The following is a 15,812-nucleotide window of genomic DNA, read 5'->3' as shown; positions in this document are numbered from 1 at the left end:
TTACTCAGACCGCTTAGCAAAGCGGTTTCGACAATCCAGTAATATATCAAGGGCTCCCAAAATGACCGCCGTCATCTGCATGACAAACAGCATGGCCATCAAGAAGGTTCTAAGCACGGGCCCCAGTCGATAGCTTTTGCATAAACTCCAACCGCAGGCCAGTCCCTGCAACGCCAGAAGCAGACCGCCGATCCACCACATATTAAGGCTGACCAAGGACAGCCATTCGATAGAGCGCGTATCGCCCCAGTACATCAGGAGCAATCCTAAAATATAAATGTACAGCACCGCTACGGGCATGCGCCACCGAGATAATCCCGGCAGCTGCCGATCCATACTGCCTGTTCGGCGCAATACCATCGCCGTCAAGCGGCATGTCAAATACGACAAAATTCCCATGGCTGCAAAGCAAGCCGTCAACAGCGTGCGACCGATAAACTCGATTTGCCGCTGCATGTTTTGCGTCATTTCCTGCAGCTGCGATGCCGTCATGCCCTGTGCCGTATACATGTCGACGACGTTCTTCATGGCCTCCGATTTTACGGATTCCCACATGCCCACATAATCTATGTTGAGCAAGTACATGCCGCCTACAATTTGCAGCACCGTTGCCACCGTAGCCACCACGGCAGGAATCCCTACCAAGCGGCCCAGGCCCCAATGCTTACTAAAACCATGCCCCACCAAGGCACCAGGCAAGGCAAAGGTCAATCCTTCCGCCAAAGCCACCATGGGCGATAACAAAAAGGACAAGGCAATGGTCGAACCGATGACGGCCAATATACTCCATCGCACACCATGCCGTACACCGACCACCGCAACCGTAGTGGGCACAACAATGCTGCTCAAAAATCCCATGAGCGGAATGTTCGTACCGATAATGGTCAATACCATAATTACCGCCGTTAAAAACCCGGTTTCCACAACGGCTCTCGTCTCACTGTATTTCATATAAATCTCTCCGTCTTTTATTTGCCCAGGAAGCTGCGTTTGGTTACCGCCATCCCGAGCAAGTTAGTAGTTGTTGCCTCGCTTCATTACCTATGAGTACTCATCTCGACTCATAATCTATGAGTACCGATTTTGACGCATTACTCATGAGTCCCCATCGCGACTCATAGCCTATGAATGCCGAGTAACATATACCTATTATAAGAAATTTTATAGAAAAAATATAGTGCTTGCCCTACACCGTCTATCAATCAAGATTCATCGGGTCTCAATCATCCCAATCCTTTTCCTGATTCATCATCGAAAATCCTTCTTGGTTATTCATGGAGTATCCGTCGGTGCGTTCATATTCCATTTCGCCTTCTACGATTTCAAAGGGTCGCGTGCGCATCGCTTTTACAGCACCCCAAGGACGCTTTAACGACAGCTGCTGTCCGGAGTCGGCTAAGATCCACAAGATGGGATAGCCCTTGGGATCGACGGTAAGCCGCGGTTCCCCTTTGCCGTCCGTAAAATAAATAAGCACGTCAATCTGATGCTCGTTGCCATAAGCAATCACCGGCGAGAAGGCCGTACCGCCTCGCGCTGCCAACCGAGATTGCACATCCTCCGGTCGCTGCACCGTATAGGTGCGCCGGATTTGATCGTCACATTCGACGATCGTAATTTCATAATCGTAGCTTTTCACCAAGCGAAGCACTTCGCGCAGTGCCTCCGTAAACGCCGCATCACTAATACTGCCGCTGCAATCGAGAGCGACCACAATGCGCGCCCGATGCTTTCTAAGCTGTCCCCGTAAATCGAGCCGTTCCGGCTGTCGCCGATGGCGACGGGTATTGGTTTTCTTATAGCCGCTTACTACGCGTCCCAACATGCGTTTTAAATACAACTGCCACGGCAAGCCTTCCTTTTGCTCTGCCAATAGCTTTAGCAGCGGTTCCATATACCCCGGCGTGCCGCCCTTTTGCGCGGCCTTGGCAGCCTTCTCCGTAAACTGCTGCATCAAATCGCTTTCCACGGGAATCTCTTCCCATTCATCGTGAGTATGCGCCGCATCGAAGGAGGTAGCCACCTCGTACGCATCGCGATCGCTCCATATATCGCCCACCTCTGCACAGCCGTCCGTTTCGCGAGCAATATCGATGGCTTCCTCGATGTGCTCAATATAATATTCCAAGCTCTTAAAGGGCAACAGCTCCAAACCGTATGCAGCGTTAACGCCCTTCACCGTTACGGCCTCATCGGGAAGCTCCGTCAAATATCCGTTCACCACCAAATCCATAGCCAAGTTAATGGCCAGCGGACTGTATTGCTCCCGCAAGCGGCGAATGCGCAGCGGATGAAGGGCTACGACGTGAAGAATTTCATGGCGCAGTGCCGTCATCATTTGCTCCGGCGTAAGCGTTAAAAATAAAAACGGATTAAACCGAAGCACGTAACGCGTATCTTTAAAGGTAACCCCCGTGGCATCCGTCAAATGCCATGCCAGGGTCTGTCCCATTTGAAACAGGAAGTAGCCGTAAAAGGGATCCTCATCGACGAGGCGCCGTCCTACGGCAGCTACAAGCGAAAAGAACCTCGCTTCATACGCTGCTTTTCGTTCCGCTTCCTCGCTTGTCAGCGATGCGTCCCGCCAGTATTCGCTGCGATGATTCTCCACGGCATCCTTTGTTTCTTCATGCAGCCTGCCGATGCGCTCACGCAGCGGCAACGCCTGCCACTGTCTTTCAGTCATCATACCGCCTCATCTCAATCGCGTTGCATTGCGAAATACATATCTACAAAACCATCGTAGCCCTTGGCTTTATCGTACACATAAGGCAATGTATTTTTCATATCCTTCATAATCCCCAGCCGCAAATCTTCCGGGTACAGGCCTAACCATTCCACCAAGCGCTGCAAAACTGCGCTTTTATCACCGGCCCATACCTCATGACGCTCTTCCATATAGCGCAGTACATGCTTGGCTGCTAGGTAAAGGCGCGTCGGTGTTTCCTTTTGAATCCATGCGGCGACCTGTGCCATATCCGCATCTGGTCCGAACACATCGTCAAAGCCGAGCAAAGGCTGACGGTCGCTTTCAATGAAAGCCATAAATTCACGGGCAATCGCCGTGCCTACATTACCGCGCACCACATTGTAAAAGACATCGCTGCCGAAAGCGTCCGCATCTGCCATGTAAGCGCGATACAAAGCGGACACGCGTTCATAGCTGCGCGGCGTCGCCTGCAGATCGTCGGTATTACTCTTATTCAAATATTCCGGGAAGGTGGCGATAAACTCAATCACCGTTTCATCCAAACCTTCTTCGGCGGCCCAATCGAGCCATTGCAAATAATCCGCTTCCATGGTGAGCCAAACAAAACGATTTTGCTGGGCCACGTCCATTTCCACCGTCTGGTATTCATAGCGATCTGCCGGATTCATGGCCGCTACGATATGCACTTTGTCCGGCAACACAAAGCCGTTGATTTCCCGATTCAAAATCAAATTCATCAGCTCCTGCTGCACCGCATGTTCGCAGCGATTGATTTCATCAATAAAGAGGAGCACCTCCCGACCGGCCGCGGTTTCCTCCGCTACGCGGCGCAACAGATGATGCACCGCATACACGGTAACGCGCATCGTATCACTACTGTTTTTTTCCGGGGACACAACCGTAGGCAAGCCACCGATTTCGCCTTCTTTAAGCAAATTGCCGTCGATAGTCACCACCGACCAGCCGTGCCGTTCTGCCAGCTTACGCGCCAACGATGTTTTGCCGATACCCGTATCGCCTACGAGCAGCGGTACCTGTCCGACGGATAATACCAACTCTACACTTTTCATGGTATCTCTGAAATTCATATATACACCTCTCAAAATTTTAATTTTTCATCCATGGCAACCCGCCGTGCCTTAGCACTGCCATGCGTGTCGATAATCAGCAGCGGATTCACGGGAAAGCTCACCGCATGAATATCAAAAATACGGCTGCTTACCAAATGACGAATGTAGCTTTCATCCACATCGGGATCGGCCACTACATCCTGCAACGCCTTCGTCAAACGCCCCACGTCGATAACCAAGGACGGCGGCAAATATTTGCCTACCAAACAGTTTGCCTTCAACATGTCCAGCGCCGTATCCTCATCGAGATCCGTCACCAAACGCGCCGCTCTGGCATCTTGCCGCACTGCTTCCAGAATCGCCGACAGTGCCGGGTGCTGTATGTAGCGCAAGGCCTGATAATTTTCCTTCACCGCCGCCATCTGCACCGCTTCCGACGGATGATCCAAAAACTTAATGGCATCGTAATTGTGTGTCACCGCCAACAGCTGTAATTCCTCAGATGGCTCCGGAATGTATTGAATGGCCCAACCGGACTGTGCCAAGGCTGCGTGAATCAACTCATCGTCGGGATTGTCGATTAAGGATAAATTGTTCCACCCTCGATCGACTACATAGCGCAGCAGCTCCTTACTGGGATGCGCAATGTATTGCAACGCCCGTGGCATGGAGTCCACCGCTGCCTTCATCATTTCCTCCGTAGGTTCCTTGATATGTTGAATGACCAACCCATTTTTACGAAGCGCAGTCATTTTCATTTCATCCGTAGGAGTATCCATGTGGGCAATCGCATACGGATTGACCTGTAAAATTGCTAATTGTTTATCATCACTCATCGTATTTCCCTCATCATATTTCCCTTATCGAATATATTCGTTCTATCGTTATATGATACCACTTCTCATTTGTTTTGCCTATAAGAAATAGCCGGGCACACAAAATGATGGTTACCTATGCATCGTCCGGATCCTGGCGGCACAGCTTGTCAATGGCAAGACATGCAAAACGGTCGCCGCCTGTTAAGCAACGACCGTCTGTTGGATGTACCTGCGTGATGATACGCCATCCATCCTTATATACTATTTTACACAGCGCGACTACGTAGCGTATCCAACGATTCGCTCATACATCCATCGACTTGTACCCGCTGCACACGCATCAACTTATACGTCTTGAATAATCGGCAAAATCATCGGGCGACGACGGGTTTTTTCATACAAGAATTTACCCAATGCATCCCGCACCTGCTGCTTAATCGTAGCCCAGTCTTTGATGTTCTGCATTTCACAGCGTTCCACTGCCGCTTCGGCGCGATGCTGCGCTTCCTTCATCAAATCCTCCGCATCCCGTACATACACAAAGCCGCGGGATACGATATCGGGACCGGACACAATAGTGCCGGACGCACGATCCATAGCCATCGCTACGATAACCATACCTTCCTGTGCCAACTGCTGGCGATCGCGAATAACGATATTGCCTACATCGCCGACGCCGAGACCATCTACGAACACCTTGCCCGCCGTTACATGACCGCCTTTTCGGGCCGTGCGACTGGTAAACTCAAAAATCTGACCGTTATCGCCGACCAGCACATGATTCGGTTTCACAATGCCCATGGACACCGCCAACTCACCGTGCTTTTTAAGCATGCGATACTCGCCGTGTACCGGAACAAAGAAGCGCGGGCGCACCAAATTGAGCATCGTCTTCAAATCTTCCTGACTGCCGTGACCGGATACGTGAATGCCGCGATCCTTGCCGTAAATAACATTAGCACCCAAGCGAAGCAGGTTATCGATAGTGCGACCTACGGCCGCTTCGTTCCCCGGAATCGGCGTAGCCGAAATAATAATCGTATCGTTCGGCGTAATTTCTACACTGCGATGATTATTGGTGGCCATGCGGGACAGGCCGGCCATCGGTTCGCCTTGGCTACCGGTGGTTAAAATCATAATTTCTTCATCGCGGTAACGATTCATTTCGTCCGCATCGATCAAGGTGCCTTCGGGAATATTGAGATAGCCTCGCTCCACGGCAATTTCCGTAACATTAACCATGCTGCGACCGAGCACCACTACCTTGCGATGGAAGGCTACGGCAGCATCAACGGCCTGCTGAATACGCGACACGTTGGACGCAAAGGTAGCCAACACAACGCGGCCCTTGGCTTCCCCTACCGCACGCAAGAGCGCCGGTCCAACCGTACTTTCCGATGGCGTAAAGCCCGGCTTTTCCACATTGGTAGAGTCGGACAGAAGTGCCAATACACCTTTATTGCCCAATTCGGCAAATTTATGAACATCCATCAGCTTGCCGTCTACCGGCGTCTGGTCGATTTTAAAGTCCCCCGTATGAACTACTGTGCCTACCGGCGTTTGGAAATAGATAGCACAGGCGTCCGGAATGGAGTGGTTCGTCTGGATAAAGCCTACCTTGAAGGCACCGATGCGAATTTCATCGCCGGCCTTCACCGTATTCAGCTTATCCGCGCTGACATGGTTTTCCCGCAGCTTGCCTTCGATAAGACCACACACCAAGTTCGTCGCATACACGGGCACGTCGATTTCCTTCAGCAAATACGCCAACGAACCGATATGGTCTTCGTGACCGTGCGTAATAACTACGGCGCGCACCTTGTCTTTGTTCTCGATCAAATAACTCATGTCCGGAATGACAATATCCACGCCGAACATGTCACTGTCCGGGAATGCCAAACCCGCATCCAAAACGATAATGTCGTCGCCGTACTGGAACACAGTCATGTTCTTACCGATTTCGCCAAGACCGCCCAGCGGAATGATCATGAGCTTTTCCTTTTTGCCCGACGTACTTTCGCGATGCGTCGTACGCGTACTCTTAGTCGTGCGAGTGCGCGTTGTCTTTTCATTGGCACCGGTTGCTTTTGTTTTATTGGCTGTGCTGCGCGTAGTGCGACGCGCCGTATGCTGTTCACCATCGGCGGCTACGGTGCGACTCGTCTTGCTCGTGCGGCGAGTCGTACGCTTGGTGGTTGCATCGCCGTCTGTTTTACTTGTCGTGGTGCGACGGGAACGGCGCGGTGCAGCTTCCTTACGGGCATCGCCCTTAGTACCTTCACTATGATTAGCGGTGCGGCGCGTACGCTTTACTTCTTTCACCGGCGCATCTACCCCGGCCGCTTCCTGTAATACCGATTCTAATACGGCAGTCATTTCATTTTTTGTTGTCATAAGTATATACAATCCTCCTATAAAAAAGAGGCCAGCCTTACGGCTGACCTTGCAAGTATCATTTGAACATACCAAAATAGAGTGTCCCTTATAGGTACACCTGGTATACGTTGTGCAATTAGTCCGAACAATATACGCTGCAGGTCAATCACGAGCAACTACCTTAGACCTACCCAATATATTTTGTCCTAAGCCGATCAAATACGTTGCTATTAGTATACCACAAATTATTTCTTCGAGGAAAGTAAAACCTATGGAACGATGAAAAAAATTTTCAATTTGTATAATTACCTATTTGCACGATTCGCTGCTCATGTATGGGCTACCTGTCTTCCTTATTCGATGCCCATGTATCACCGTGCATGGCAGCCGTTGCCACCATATCCCCAAACTGTGCCTTGTACAGCGTCGCACCACCGTTGGCCGGATGTCGCAGCGGCGTTGCCTCCACGCCAAAGGCAGCCAGCGTCTGCGCCGCCTTTTGACCGACCGCGAGAATGCGGCATGCACCGTTTAATTCCAGCAGCGCTTTCGTGTACGGCCATCCGGCCGTAAGCTCTGTCGGTGTCGGTGTGCGATTAGACAAGGCCTCGTCCGCTTTGTGAGGATGAAAGGGAAAGATATTCCACAGCAACACGCGGTACGGGTCGAGACCATTCTCAATTATTGCATTCCACACGACGGTATCCGTCGGTTCGTTAAAGCCCTTCGTTCGCTGCGTTGCCTTCGTAATGAATGGGCTGTCGCTGCGGCTTGTCCGCATGGCTTCGCCGGGAAAAATCACGGACGGCGAAATCGTCGGATGTTCCCCCAGCAGCATGCGTTCACAAGTAATGGCAATCCCCGTAAAGCGACCGCCTTGGTAACCGATGGCTTCCGCCACAACCACATAAGGGCACCGACCGAGGCGCGGTGTCAAATAGGCCGCCAGCTGTCTGCGGCGAATGGCCGGTGCTTCCGGTCCTATGTCGTATCGCTCATCGTAATCACGCCACGGATTATACACCTGCGGCGCTTCGCAGCCAGCCAAGCTGTCAATAAAATTCGCTATGCTGTCCTTCATCAATTATCTCCCATGGTAACCAAGCCGCTGCCTGTCATAAAAATGATAACCCCCGGCTCTTCCGCATACACGCGGAACAATCCCATCAGCGGTGATTGCTGTAAATACTTCAGCGACCTACGCGGTACGATGACCAACGCTTGCTCCTTGCTCAATTGGGCATAGGCTTCCTGCTCGGATACGATGGGCATTTTATACTTGCCATTCCACAGGGCACTGCGTTTTTCCTCCGGTGCATAATCGCTGTTGATGCGAATCACTTCGCGATCCGTGTAATACACCAAGGACGTACTGTAACCATCGTAATAATATACCTGTCCGCGGAAGGCCTCCACCGCCGGTACGTAATCCACCGAGGAGCGGCGAATCACCAGCGGTGCCACGCCTTCGTAAATCACCACGCCGGCAATGAGCATCGTCACCAAGCCGATAACCGCCGGCAGTAAATAGCGCTTACCGTTAAAGTAACACGCCAGCAGTAATACAATGCCGACACCTACCAGCACATACAGCAAATACCAAAAGCCCCAGCCGACAAAGTAACTGCCTACGGCCAACAGCCCCCACAGGAAGAACGTCGGTCCCATCAAGATCCACCACAAGCGGCGATCGGCGCCGATGCGCAAGAGCTTTACAATGCCTACAGCCCCTAAAAAGCTGAACGGCACCAAGCTGATAAATGTGTATGTCGGATACTTGGTAGCCATCAATGTGTAAAAGAGAATCGTCCCCCAGCCGGCAATCATGGAGAACAAATAAAAATCGGAACGCTGGCGCCAACCGTAATACATACCGTAAATAACGGCGCCCGTCCAAGGCAAGGAAGCCGCCGGGAACAATGCCAGGTAATACCACCAATGATTATCCGCCGGATGCTCGGACTCTAGGGCCCGACCTATGTTATGCAAACCTAAAAAGCCGTCTACAAATGCTTGCCCGTGTGTATGATACATATAACCGTACCAAGGCCCGGCCACCAACAAGAAGACCAGAATCCCTTGCCACGAAAACAGCAATCGCACCATGCGCCACGACCGCATCACACCGGCATAGACAAGGAACAACAGCCCCGGCAATACGACGCCCACCGGCCCCTTGGCCAACACGCCGATACCGGCAAAGAGATAGGCAATGACAATCCACTTGGTACGTCCTTCCGCCAAACCGCGATACGCATACCCAAAGGTACCTACCGAAGCCAAAAGTAATGCCATATCCGTGACGATACCATGGGCCAAAATCCAAAACTCCAGCGATGTACCCAGTACGATGGCACTCCAAATCGCCAGCAGACGACGACCGGATATACTGCGTACCAGCTGGTACATCCACGCCACCGATAACGCGCCCAATAGCCCCGACGGCAATCGCGCCGCAAAATCGGAAATGCCGAACAGCTTGTACGACAGCGCAATCAACCAATATATCAACGCCGGCTTATCATACCAATACTGGTGAAAAATCTGCGGTGACAACCAGTCACCGGATATCACCATTTCCTTTGCCGTCAATGCATACGCAGATTCTACGGGGTCCGTTATCGGCAACGATACGTTGCCGGCCACATACATAACCAAGGTGACAATAAAGAAAACTATGGATAATCGATGTATTTTCACGTCTTCCTCCGCCTACCTCTCTTCCTGCCTCTGCTTACGCCGCTTATGTCTGATCAACCAGTACACGCCGATAAGGGCAAACACCACAATCATCGCAATAAGCAATTCATGATTATACGCGATTAAATCTTTCCAATGCTCACCTAATTTAACACCTAGCCATACCAGGAGGAGCGTCCACGGAATCGTTCCCAACGTCGTCCATAAAAGGAAGTGAGGCATAGGATACCGCGCTACCCCTGCGGGGAATGAAATAAAGGTGCGCACCCCGGGCAACAAACGACCGATGAACACCGCCGCGCCGCCGTATTTACCGAACAAGGACTCCGCCATGGCAAACTTCTTTTCGTTGAAAAAAATATACTTACCGTACTTTAACAGCACCGGTCGTCCACCGTATTCCCCGAGCCAGTACGATAACACCGATCCTACAATGCCGGCAAGCACGCCGACGATCATCGTCGTCGTCATATCGAATACACCTTGTGCAATCAAATACCCGGCAAATCCTAAGACTACTTCACTGGGAATAGGAATATTTGCATTTTCCAACACCATGGCAATAAACATGGCCCAATAGCCGTACTCGTGCATAAACATAATAATGTAGTCCACGTCACTTATCTCCTTTATACGTCGTAATACAACTGTCGCACCGTCCCGAAACTCACGGCGGCGATGTGGCGTTTTATATACACGCACTCATATACAGTTCATTGTAACACACATGAGACCTATACTCAAATACTCAATACTGCCGTCTTTAGCGAAAGTACGGTGCCTTCTCATGGCGGCAATGCATTACAACAATGCTGTCACCGTCTCCGTTTAGTACGAATGCGCTTCGTGATTTTTGCCGCTATCCGATTATGTCCGCCTATGCTATACTGAGGGCAATCCGCCACAAGAGAAATAAATAACGTACCTGCGGCGACAATTCGTACCGTTTTCCCTGCGAATTGTAACCGTCTTGTCAGCTCGGCTCGCGCACAACGATCTGCGCTGTCTAACTTTTTACAAACTTTGGAAGGTGATTGCTATGAAAAAACCACGTATCGGCTTGTCCGGTAGTCATATTGTCGATACCGCCGGTGTATGTCCCGGCTATCGTCGCGCTTTTGTAAACCACGATTATGTACAGTCCGTCATCAATGCCGGTGGCACTCCCATCATGCTGCCCTTTACCGATGACGAAGAGGTTGCCAAAGATATGATAGCTGCCGTAGATGGCCTTCTCCTCACCGGCGGTCATGACGTGTACCCCCTTCATTACGGCGAAGAACCGCTGCAGGGCATCGAAGATGTATGGCCCGAACGGGATCGCTTCGACTTCGCTCTCCTTGAAGAAGCACAGCGTCGGCGCTTGCCCATCATGGGAATTTGCCGCGGTCACCAAATCATCAATGTCTATCACGGTGGCTCCTTGTATCAGGATCTCAAGTATGACGATTGCTGCACACTAAAACATTCTCAGGACCAACGCCCCGACCTGGCTACGCATACCGTTACCTTAGAAGGCGATTCGCATCTGGCTCGGCTGCTGAGCACTACGAGTATCGTCACCAACAGCTTTCATCATCAAACCGTCCGCCGCGTCGGCGAAGGGCTGCGCGTCACCGGTCTTGCCAAGGACGGCACCGTAGAAGCCATGGAGGGCACCGAGTACCCCTATCTCATGACCTATCAATTTCACCCGGAAATGATGACGGCTACTGCCGATTTTGCCAAACGCATCTTTGAAGACTTTATCCAAGCTGCACGTCTATAAATGTTCGCCACAATCGATAGCATTCATTGCCGTCAGCTCTTCTTAGTGTCCATTGCCATCACCGCGTTGTAACAGTCATCGCTATTACTACTTCGTCACAGTCATCGCTATCAGTGCATTGTAGCATTCTATACTTTGCCTGTCTGTACTCAATGCTGTACTCAATGGTACCCAAACATAATCGGCAGACCTTCAGCATCTACATAGCTGCCGTCACCGGCGTCTATATCCCCATACTTTTTCGGTGGCATCTGCTCATCAGGTGATGCTATCCGCTCGTTAGACGGTGCTATCTACTCGTTAGGTGATGATGTCTGCTTCTTAACGATTTGACATCGCTCCCAGCTTCGCACCACCGCCTTCCAGTTTTTCATCTTCGTTTCTCCTACAAACCAATCCCGACGTTGATAGTAGTCTACAAATTGTTTCGGGTCCACCGTCTCTACCTTTCTTTACACTTTCTTTAGAGATAGATTGTCTTGTATTGTATTGTCTTGTTTAGGTTTAGCTAAAAAAGTTGCGTCACTTTTTTCCTCCGTTTTTTCCATCACCCTTTCCATAGGGCTTTCCATAGGGCTTTCCATGGTACTTTCCATAGAGCTTTCCGTCATACTCTCTATGGTGCTTTCCGTAGAACTTTCCATGGTACTTTCTATAGGGCTTTCCGTCATACTTTCCGTAGGGCTTTCCATAGTACTTTCCGTAGGGCTTTCCATGGTGCTTTCCGTAGACGTTTCCTTAGGTCTTTCGTTGGTTCTTTCGTAAGTTCTTTCATCGGTTCTTGTATCGGCTTCCTTATTGGTTCCTTCAACAGTTCTTTCATTGGATCTTTCATACGCCCTTTGGGTAGTTCTTTCAGAATCGTCCTTCCCCGCGGTCGCGTCAATCGCCCGTTCCTTCGCCGACGACACGGCTCCAAAGCTGGCCAGCGGGTTGAGCCGATATACTGCCGAGTGGTCCATACTTCCCTTTCTATACGCAATGCGCCCCATGCGGCGTAACTGCTCTCTGGCCTTGCGAATGGTCGGCGCCGATAGCCCCGTGCTCAGCTGCAAGGCGGACATGGATAAGTCAAATTCCTCTTTCCACCCGCACAGATTGTTATAATGAAACAGCGAATGCCAAACCAACCTAGCTGACGGCGATACATTGGGATGCACCAACAACCAATTCTCGAATTTTTTAAATTCCTCAATGAAATTCATGGACAAATACCTCCTCTAAATGAATTAGGTCCTCTCCCCCTCACTTATTACCATCCAGCAGATGTAAACTTGTAAACGCATTTTAAAAAAAATTTTTAAAAATTTTAAATTCCGTTGCAGTGGGGCAGCAATCCAACATACAAAATTTCTGTATGCTTTTACAAAATAAAAAATTACCCCTCCACTTATTACAGGCAAAAAGCGGCCTAGTTTTAAACATAATTATTTATACTTTTTTCACAATACACCCGTAACTTACCTGACCAAAACTCTTATGAGCGTAGAAAGCGACGTCCATAGCTTTCATTAGTAAGTACACCGACTTAACCGAACAAGAAATTCATGACCTCGCCAAAGAACATAATTTACTATAACCCATATAACTAAGAGGGGCACTCATGTTGATACCTGAGTGCCCCTCTTTTCTCTTTCTTTCTAGTGAGGAGAAGGAAGGAGACTATCAGCATAAGGAACGCTCTTCGATAGACCGAGCTTTCACTGCTGATAGTCTCCTTCTTTTATATATTCCTTCGCAAGACTTGACCTCTGAGATATATGCGCATCGCTTTATTTAATTACCCTTATACTTCTACGCGCATTTCCTTATGAGGTATGCCGTCTTCCATAAATTCGTCAGAAATAACCCTAAAGCCTACGTTTTCATAAAACGGCTGCGCATAGCTTTGCGCTTCGATTGTAATATAACGTGCCCCCAAATCATGCTTGGCACAATTCATAGCTTCTTTTACAATCTGCGTGCCCAAACCGCAGCGACGTCGCGCGGCAATGACACGACCGAACGAAGCATGTCCGTCCGCTTCGTTTTTCCAATACACCCGCGAGTACGCAACGGGCGTACCCGTTTCATCGGCAAGCCACAGATGGTACGATCGCAAATCACGCTCATCCACCTCTTGATACGGACAAGCCTGTTCCACTACAAATACCGCCACCCGCAACCGGTAAATGGCGAACAGCTCCTCCACGGTTAATTCACTAAATCGTTTTTTATGTATTGTCCATGTCGTATCCTGTGTGTTCATCAAATGTTCGTCCTTCCTCTCGGCTTCTCTTGCGCTTGGTATAGTAGTATTCAAATCATCACGCGTATCTACGCATCCCCCTATCATTATGCGTATTGGCTCATGTTCCCATCATCACTTTCAGGCACATACCCCCATCATTACTTTCATTTGTTACTATCTGTATCATCGCCCTTGTACGTGTTACTTCCTTTTATGTTATCGCTTCAACAACTCCCGGACATTGATATAGGGATTCGTATACTGCCGATTCATAAAGTCAATGTAGCCCATGCGAATGGCACCGGTAGGACACCAATGAATGCACGCCAAGCAATGGATGCAGTGACCACGCAGTTTCATCTTCCCCGCATAGGACTTACGCGCCTTTGCTGCCTTATCTTTCTTTTTCTTCTTTTCCTTAAAATACATATTTTCTACCGGACAAAGTCGTCCGCATAATCGGCACCGAATACAACGGTAGTGATCAATTTTCATCGCCACCACGGGACTGTCCAAATAAATCTTTGACAGTTCTGTCTTTAGTGCCATTTTGTAACTATACGGCTCCTCTTCATGACTGCGCCGACGACCTTTCACCGCTTCGGCAATCCTAGCCAACCGTTCGTCCAATGTATATAAACTGGTTAAGTCATAGGGACGATGAATGATCGGCCCTGCGTTGTCCGGCACCATAACCATCGTGTTGTACACGAGGTCCCACCCCTTTTTTAAGCATGCCCGGCGCAGGTTTGCCCGCGCATTGCCCTCGGCACCACCGTAAGTAATGAGTCCGTAAAAGTACGTCTGCCCAAAGGAACCGCTGAACCTAGCGCGCCGAAACCAATCCTTCACAGCATCGGGAATATCAAAATTATGCACCGGTACAACAAAACCGATGGACGGCGCGCTTTCAATGACAGGATGGGACTCATGAATATCCATGAGCCGCACCGTATCGTCCAACAATGCGGCCAAACGCTTCGCCACATCCAGTGAATTGCCTGTTCCCGTGAAATAGTATATCATGCGACTCCCTCCTTTAGGTGTTAAGCGTAATGTTTTTATATACTTCATACAAAAATGTAGACTCTGCCACATGTATAAATTTTTATACTATAATAGTATCACAATCCTATCACGGTAAGTGCATTACCATTATGAATATTTTGTGCTATATAAAAAATCCCAATCTAACGTTTGAAAGGAGTGCCCCTATGTTTGCTTATATCGGTTGCCGCACCACGTCATCTAACGGTAACCGCTGACAATCGTCATGTATACCTTGTCAACGAAAAGGGAAATGCTGTTACCGTTTACGATTACGACGGCGCGACCGGCTCTGTCGTACCTCGTCAAATTCTTCCCTCTTTGCCCGACACCTACACCGGTCAAGGACAGGCCAGTGCCATTATTCTTCATCCCAATGAAACATTTTTATACGCTACGAATCGCATTCATAAAAGTGTGACCATCTACAAACGCGATGTACGCACCGGCTACGACAACACCTTCATATGCTTTATTTTAGAAACAATACACAATGCCCCAAAGGCTAGACTTTAATCTAACCTTTGGGGCATGTCAGTATTCTTCAAGGCTTCCTATTTTTTATTGTTTATCCATCACATAGTCACGCACAATATGATTACTCATAAGTAATTTCATAATGCCTACGCCGATGACCGTCACCGCAATCAGCTCACCGATGCCGATATACAGCATGGTCAACAGTAATTCGCTGTCAAAGGGAATTTCTCCCAAATACGCCAACTCCAAGCCGATAATAATTCCGTTGGAAACCACCGGCATCAGCGAAGCTTGCCAAACAGTACGGCAATAGCGCATCGCATATAAAGCAATACAGGTGGCCAGCGTGCCAATGATCATATCCGTAAGACCAAAGGGACTTCCTATATTGGCGATAAAGCAGCCAATCACCAAGCCCGGAATATAGCGCGGATTATAAAACGCCGCCAATGTTAAAAATTCCGAAATGCGCACCTGAATCGGCCCATAACTAAGCGGTGCCAGTCCCAATGTCAACGCCGCATACAGCGCTGCCATACAGGCATTCATAATCATTGTTCTCGTATTCCACATACAAAAACCTCCTCTTGATTTTTATTTTTAGGAAGTGGGT

The 15,812-nt window shown here is 49.6% G+C and carries 15 protein-coding genes; 2 read left to right on the top strand and 13 right to left on the bottom strand.

Annotated elements, in window-relative coordinates; translation table 11 throughout:
* The 8 genes from G344_RS0100185 to G344_RS0100150 all read right to left on the bottom strand — a co-directional run bounded on the left by G344_RS0100185 (position 1) and on the right by G344_RS0100150 (position 10,289).
* Complete coding sequence (locus G344_RS0100185; RefSeq protein ID WP_028254421.1) at positions 1-951, bottom strand: DUF2232 domain-containing protein; 951 nt, start codon at positions 949-951, stop codon at positions 1-3.
* A 268-nt stretch (positions 952-1,219) separates the two neighbouring features.
* Positions 1,220-2,689 carry a vWA domain-containing protein gene (locus G344_RS0100180; RefSeq protein ID WP_028254420.1) on the bottom strand — a complete coding sequence of 490 codons (1,470 nt, stop codon included), beginning with the start codon at positions 2,687-2,689 and terminating at the stop codon, positions 1,220-1,222.
* A gap of 11 nt (positions 2,690-2,700) precedes the next feature.
* Positions 2,701-3,798, bottom strand: coding sequence for an AAA family ATPase (locus G344_RS0100175; protein WP_028254419.1), 1,098 nt, complete (start codon positions 3,796-3,798; stop codon positions 2,701-2,703).
* A gap of 11 nt (positions 3,799-3,809) precedes the next feature.
* Positions 3,810-4,616, bottom strand: a complete 807-nt coding sequence (locus G344_RS0100170; protein ID WP_028254418.1) for a hypothetical protein — start codon at positions 4,614-4,616, stop codon at positions 3,810-3,812.
* A gap of 327 nt (positions 4,617-4,943) precedes the next feature.
* Positions 4,944-6,992 carry a ribonuclease J gene (locus tag G344_RS0100165; protein ID WP_239447770.1) on the bottom strand — a complete coding sequence of 683 codons (2,049 nt, stop codon included), beginning with the start codon at positions 6,990-6,992 and terminating at the stop codon, positions 4,944-4,946.
* A 322-nt stretch (positions 6,993-7,314) separates the two neighbouring features.
* On the bottom strand, positions 7,315-8,055 hold the full coding sequence (locus tag G344_RS10310; RefSeq protein ID WP_051245593.1) for a uracil-DNA glycosylase: 741 nt from the start codon (positions 8,053-8,055) through the stop codon (positions 7,315-7,317).
* Entirely contained in the window at positions 8,055-9,674 is a 1,620-nt protein-coding gene (locus G344_RS10305; RefSeq protein ID WP_071838072.1) for an ArnT family glycosyltransferase, read from the bottom strand. The genes G344_RS10310 and G344_RS10305 overlap by 1 nt, the downstream gene beginning before the upstream one ends.
* Positions 9,675-9,686: 12 nt before the next feature.
* The gene (locus tag G344_RS0100150; protein ID WP_028254416.1) at positions 9,687-10,289 is read right to left on the bottom strand and encodes a DedA family protein; all 603 of its coding nucleotides are present in this window, start codon (positions 10,287-10,289) and stop codon (positions 9,687-9,689) included.
* Positions 10,290-10,713: 424 nt separating this feature from the next.
* Here G344_RS0100150 and G344_RS0100145 point away from each other — a divergent pair, with 424 nt between their 5' ends.
* Positions 10,714-11,442, top strand: a complete 729-nt coding sequence (locus G344_RS0100145; protein ID WP_028254415.1) for a gamma-glutamyl-gamma-aminobutyrate hydrolase family protein — start codon at positions 10,714-10,716, stop codon at positions 11,440-11,442.
* A gap of 293 nt (positions 11,443-11,735) precedes the next feature.
* Here the strand turns inward: G344_RS0100145 and G344_RS11810 are convergent, their stop codons facing one another.
* From G344_RS11810 to G344_RS0100125, 4 genes are all read right to left on the bottom strand, one after another.
* Positions 11,736-11,879, bottom strand: a complete 144-nt coding sequence (locus G344_RS11810) for a hypothetical protein (protein WP_156886116.1) — start codon at positions 11,877-11,879, stop codon at positions 11,736-11,738.
* Between the two features lie 15 nt (positions 11,880-11,894).
* Positions 11,895-12,647: a hypothetical protein gene (locus G344_RS11340; RefSeq protein WP_051245591.1), complete on the bottom strand. Its 753-nt coding sequence runs from the start codon at positions 12,645-12,647 to the stop codon at positions 11,895-11,897.
* Positions 12,648-13,228: 581 nt separating this feature from the next.
* Entirely contained in the window at positions 13,229-13,690 is a 462-nt protein-coding gene (locus G344_RS0100130) for a GNAT family N-acetyltransferase (protein ID WP_051245589.1), read from the bottom strand.
* Positions 13,691-13,888: 198 nt separating this feature from the next.
* Positions 13,889-14,698 carry an EFR1 family ferrodoxin gene (locus G344_RS0100125; RefSeq protein ID WP_028254413.1) on the bottom strand — a complete coding sequence of 270 codons (810 nt, stop codon included), beginning with the start codon at positions 14,696-14,698 and terminating at the stop codon, positions 13,889-13,891.
* 192 nt (positions 14,699-14,890) lie between these two features.
* Here G344_RS0100125 and G344_RS0100120 point away from each other — a divergent pair, with 192 nt between their 5' ends.
* Positions 14,891-15,235 carry a lactonase family protein gene (locus G344_RS0100120; RefSeq protein WP_028254412.1) on the top strand — a complete coding sequence of 115 codons (345 nt, stop codon included), beginning with the start codon at positions 14,891-14,893 and terminating at the stop codon, positions 15,233-15,235.
* Positions 15,236-15,280: 45 nt separating this feature from the next.
* Here G344_RS0100120 and G344_RS0100115 read toward each other — a convergent pair whose 3' ends face one another.
* Positions 15,281-15,772, bottom strand: a complete 492-nt coding sequence (locus G344_RS0100115; RefSeq protein WP_028254411.1) for a QueT transporter family protein — start codon at positions 15,770-15,772, stop codon at positions 15,281-15,283.
* Positions 15,773-15,812 lie beyond the last annotated feature (40 nt).

Origin of the sequence: Veillonella magna DSM 19857 (assembly GCF_000428745.1) — a bacterium.
Classification (GTDB): domain Bacteria; phylum Bacillota; class Negativicutes; order Veillonellales; family Veillonellaceae; genus Veillonella_A; species Veillonella_A magna.
Note: the sequence above shows the minus strand (reverse complement) of the source record. Positions and strands in the feature narration are given on the sequence as shown.